Annotated in this window: 3 protein-coding genes; all 3 read right to left on the bottom strand. The window is 70.6% G+C overall.

Going from position 1 to position 3,372, the window contains the following annotated elements; all coding sequences use genetic code 11:
- Positions 1 to 148: 148 nt before the first annotated feature.
- The 3 genes from J2Z79_RS18085 to fabG all read right to left on the bottom strand — a co-directional run bounded on the left by J2Z79_RS18085 (position 149) and on the right by fabG (position 3,134).
- On the bottom strand, positions 149 to 1,063 hold the full coding sequence (locus tag J2Z79_RS18085; protein ID WP_209468303.1) for an alpha/beta hydrolase: 915 nt from the start codon (positions 1,061 to 1,063) through the stop codon (positions 149 to 151).
- 508 nt (positions 1,064 to 1,571) lie between these two features.
- The gene (locus J2Z79_RS18080; protein WP_209468302.1) at positions 1,572 to 2,360 is read right to left on the bottom strand and encodes an SDR family oxidoreductase; all 789 of its coding nucleotides are present in this window, start codon (positions 2,358 to 2,360) and stop codon (positions 1,572 to 1,574) included.
- Between the two features lie 15 nt (positions 2,361 to 2,375).
- A complete protein-coding gene (gene fabG, locus J2Z79_RS18075) occupies positions 2,376 to 3,134 on the bottom strand; it encodes a 3-oxoacyl-ACP reductase FabG (RefSeq protein WP_209468301.1) in 759 nt (252 codons plus the stop codon).
- Between the last annotated feature and the right edge of the window lie 238 nt (positions 3,135 to 3,372).

The following is a 3,372-nucleotide window of genomic DNA, read 5'->3' as shown; positions in this document are numbered from 1 at the left end:
GGCAGCCCTTGCCTTTGGCTAACGGGCTGGTGCCACCTCGCCCGTATTGGACTTTCACCAACAAGTCAGCGCCCATGCTGGGCGCACCGCGAAAGCAGGCCCGGCGACGCCGCCAGGGCCTGCGTGAATCACGTGTCCGATCCGGAGATCACGCGCTGAGCCACTCGAGCCGCTCCGCCAGCCGATCAGCGAACCCCGGGGGGAAATCGTGCGCGAGGTCGGGGTAAGCCTCGAGCCGGACGGCGAGGCCGCGCCGGCGCATCGCCTCGGTCAGCTCCACGGCCGCCTGCCAGCACCAGTCCTTCTCCCCGATGACCACATACCCGCGCACGTCGGGGCGGCAGGTCTCCACCATGGGCAGCACGACCTCAGACCGGATGGCCGGGGCCACGGCCAGGAAGCGGACGGCGGGCAGCGCACCGCTGAGCACCCCCTGCAGCGCCACGCCTGCGCCGGCCGAGAACCCGGCCACCACGGTGTGATCAGGCGCCTCCAGCGCCTCGAGGTGGCGCCGGACCTCTGCGATGCCCAGCGCCCGGTCGTGCCAGAAGTACTTCCCAGGTCCGCACATCTGCGACGACTGGGCGGCCGCGACCTGCCACCCGGCCTCCAGGGCGGGGCGCCACCGGAGGAGCTCCGCCTCGTCGGCAGCGCTCCAGCCCGCGCCGTGCAGGGCCAGCAGCAGGCCCCTGCGGGGGCCATCCGGCGACCAGACCCTCAGCTCCGGGCGCGCCTGCGCCTGGGCGGCCGCATGGCGCTCCCGGAACACCTTTTGCAGCGGCTCGAGCCGCCCGCTCTCCCGCAGGGGTGCCAGGTCCGGATCCCGCAGGATGCTGTCGTGATACCAGAGGCCGCGGTCGCAGGCCTCCTGGAGCCAGGCCAGGCCGGCATCCGGGTCGCCCGCCCGGCAGGCCAGGCAGGCGCGCCAGTAGTACAGGTCGACGGCATGCTGCGCAAGCGCATCCGCATGCTGTTCGATCAGGGACAGTGCCTCGCTGTACGCGCCCTCCCGGTGCAGCGCGAACACCTTATCCTGAAGCGCCTGGAAGGTCATCTCAGCCATCTCGTCCACCTCCTTTCCGTCCTTCGCGTCACCGCACCGTCATCGCTCCCGTCCACTGTGTCACCACGCGGCGATCTCATCCGTCCGCCGCATCACCACGCCGTCATCGCTTCCGCCCATTGTGTCACCACGCGCTTATCCCTTCCGTCCGCCGCGTCACCACACCGTCATCGCTTCCGTCCACTGTGTCACCACGCGGTCATCCCTTCCGTCCGTCGCGTCACCACACCGTCATCGCTTCCGTCCACTGTGTCACCACGCGGTGATCCCCTCCGTCCGCCGCATCACCACGCCGATATCGCTTCCGTCCGCCGCGTCACCACGCGGTCATCCCCTCCGTCCGCCGCATCACCGCACCGTCACCTCTTCCGGCCACTGTGTCACCACGCGGTGATCCCATCCGTCCGCCGCGTCACGACACCGTCATCCCTTCCGTCCATCGCGTCACCACGCGGTTATCCCATCCGTCCGCCGCGTCACCGCACCGTCACCTCTTCCGGCCACTGTGTCACCACGCCGTCATCCCGCCGTCGACCGGGATCACCTGGCCGGTGATGTAGGAGCTGGCCGCGGACGCCAGGAAGACGACCACGCCCTTCAGCTCCCCGGGCCGGCCGATGCGCCCCAGCGGCACGCCGGCGGCGGCGATCTGGTCGCCCGCAGCCTCGAGGATACCCCTCGTCATGCGGGTGGGGAAGAACCCGGGGCAGATGGCGTTGACCAGGATCCCGTGCTCCGCCATGTGGACCGCCAGGGTGCGGGTAAGGCCGATCAGGGCCGCCTTGCTGGTGTTGTAGCCGACCGTCGGCATCACCGCCTGCGGCGTGCCCTGCAGCCCGGCGTAGGACGAGATGTTGATGATGCGCCCGCCCTCCCCCTGCTCCACCATGGCGCGGCAGACCGCCTGCGAGAGGAGCCAGGCGCCGGTGACGTTGGTCTCCAGCACCTGCTGCCACTTCTCCAGCGGGTGCTCCAGGGTCGGCGCGCCCCAGGTGATGCCGGCGTTGTTCACCAGGATGTCGATGCGGCCGAACCGCTCCCGGGTGACACGCACGAGTTCCGCCACGGCCGCAGGGTCGGCCACCGACCCCTGGCAGGCCAGGACCTCGATCCCCCTGGACCGCAGGTGCGCCTCCGCCTCCTGCAGGAAGGACTCCCGCCGCCCGGTGATCACCACGGCGGCGCCGGCCTCGCCCAGGCCCTCGGCCATCTCCAGCCCGAGGCCCCGGGAGCCGCCGGTCACGATGGCCACCTTGCCTGACAGATCGAACAGCTTGCCCACGCGCGGCGTCTCCATCGTCGCCACCTCCGCCTAGCCCCTGGGCCCGCCGGCCACGTAGATGGTCTGTCCCGAGACGTAGGCCGCCTCGTCGCTGCAGAGGAAGGCGATGACGTTCGCCACGTCATCCGGCCGGCCCACCCGTCCCAGCGGGATCTCCGCCGCCACGACCTGCTTCAGCTGCTCGTAGTCCATGCCCAGCCGCTCCGCCACCGCCCGGGTCATCCGGGTCTCGATGAAGCCGGGGGCCACGGCGTTGACGTTGATGCCGAAGGGCCCCAGCTCGATGGCCAGCGTCCGGGCGAGCCCCTGCAGCCCGGCCTTGGCGGCGGCGTAGTTGGCCTGCCCCCGGTTGCCCAGCGCCGACGTGGAGGAGAGCAGCACGATCTTGCCATAGCGCCGGGCCACCATGTGCCGCTGGGCCGCCTGCACGGCGAGGAAGGTGCCCTTCAGGTGGGTGTTGATCACCCCGTCCCAGTCGTCGTCGGTGAGCTTGTGGATCAGGTTGTCGCGGATGATGCCGGCGCAGGTGACCAGGATGTCCAGCCGGCCGAACTCGGCCACGGCCTGCGCCACGGCCGCTTCGACCTGGGCACGGTCGGTCACGTCGCAGGCGGTGGCCAGCGCCCGCCCGCCTTCGGCGCGGATCCCGGCTGCAATCTCCTCCGCCGGCCCCGCGTCCACGTCCGTCACCGCCACCGCAGCCCCCTGCCGGGCGAGCAGCTGCGCCGTGGCGGCGCCAATGCCCCGCCCCCCACCGGTGATGAGGGCCACCCGATCCCGAAACCGCATGCTCCGCTCCCCCTTGCCGAAACTCGTGCGGACCCAGCCCGGGACAAGCCCGGGCCCGATCCATCTCGCAACGGATTCGGCGCCGGAATAGTTAAATCCTTCAGTCTTGAAACAGGGCACTCGGGATCGGGATCTGTGCGGTGGAATAGAGTAGGGGCTGGCCTTTCGGCCAACGCCCCCTCGTCAAACCGGACGTGCAGTTTTCCCGCATCCGGCTTCCGCCGGTCGTAGCCCTACA

It is taken from the genome of Symbiobacterium terraclitae, from assembly GCF_017874315.1.
In the GTDB taxonomy this organism is placed as follows: domain Bacteria; phylum Bacillota; class Sulfobacillia; order Symbiobacteriales; family Symbiobacteriaceae; genus Symbiobacterium; species Symbiobacterium terraclitae.
Note: the sequence above shows the minus strand (reverse complement) of the source record. Positions and strands in the feature narration are given on the sequence as shown.

What these genes read in the sequence shown, in the direction of transcription:
- fabG (WP_209468301.1), bottom strand. Translation starts at nt 3,134, where the DNA reads ATGCGGTTTCGGGATCGGGTGGCCCTCATCACCGGTGGGGGGCGGGGC.
- J2Z79_RS18080 (WP_209468302.1), bottom strand. Translation starts at nt 2,360, where the DNA reads ATGGAGACGCCGCGCGTGGGCAAGCTGTTCGATCTGTCAGGCAAGGTG.
- J2Z79_RS18085 (WP_209468303.1), bottom strand. Translation starts at nt 1,063, where the DNA reads ATGGCTGAGATGACCTTCCAGGCGCTTCAGGATAAGGTGTTCGCGCTG.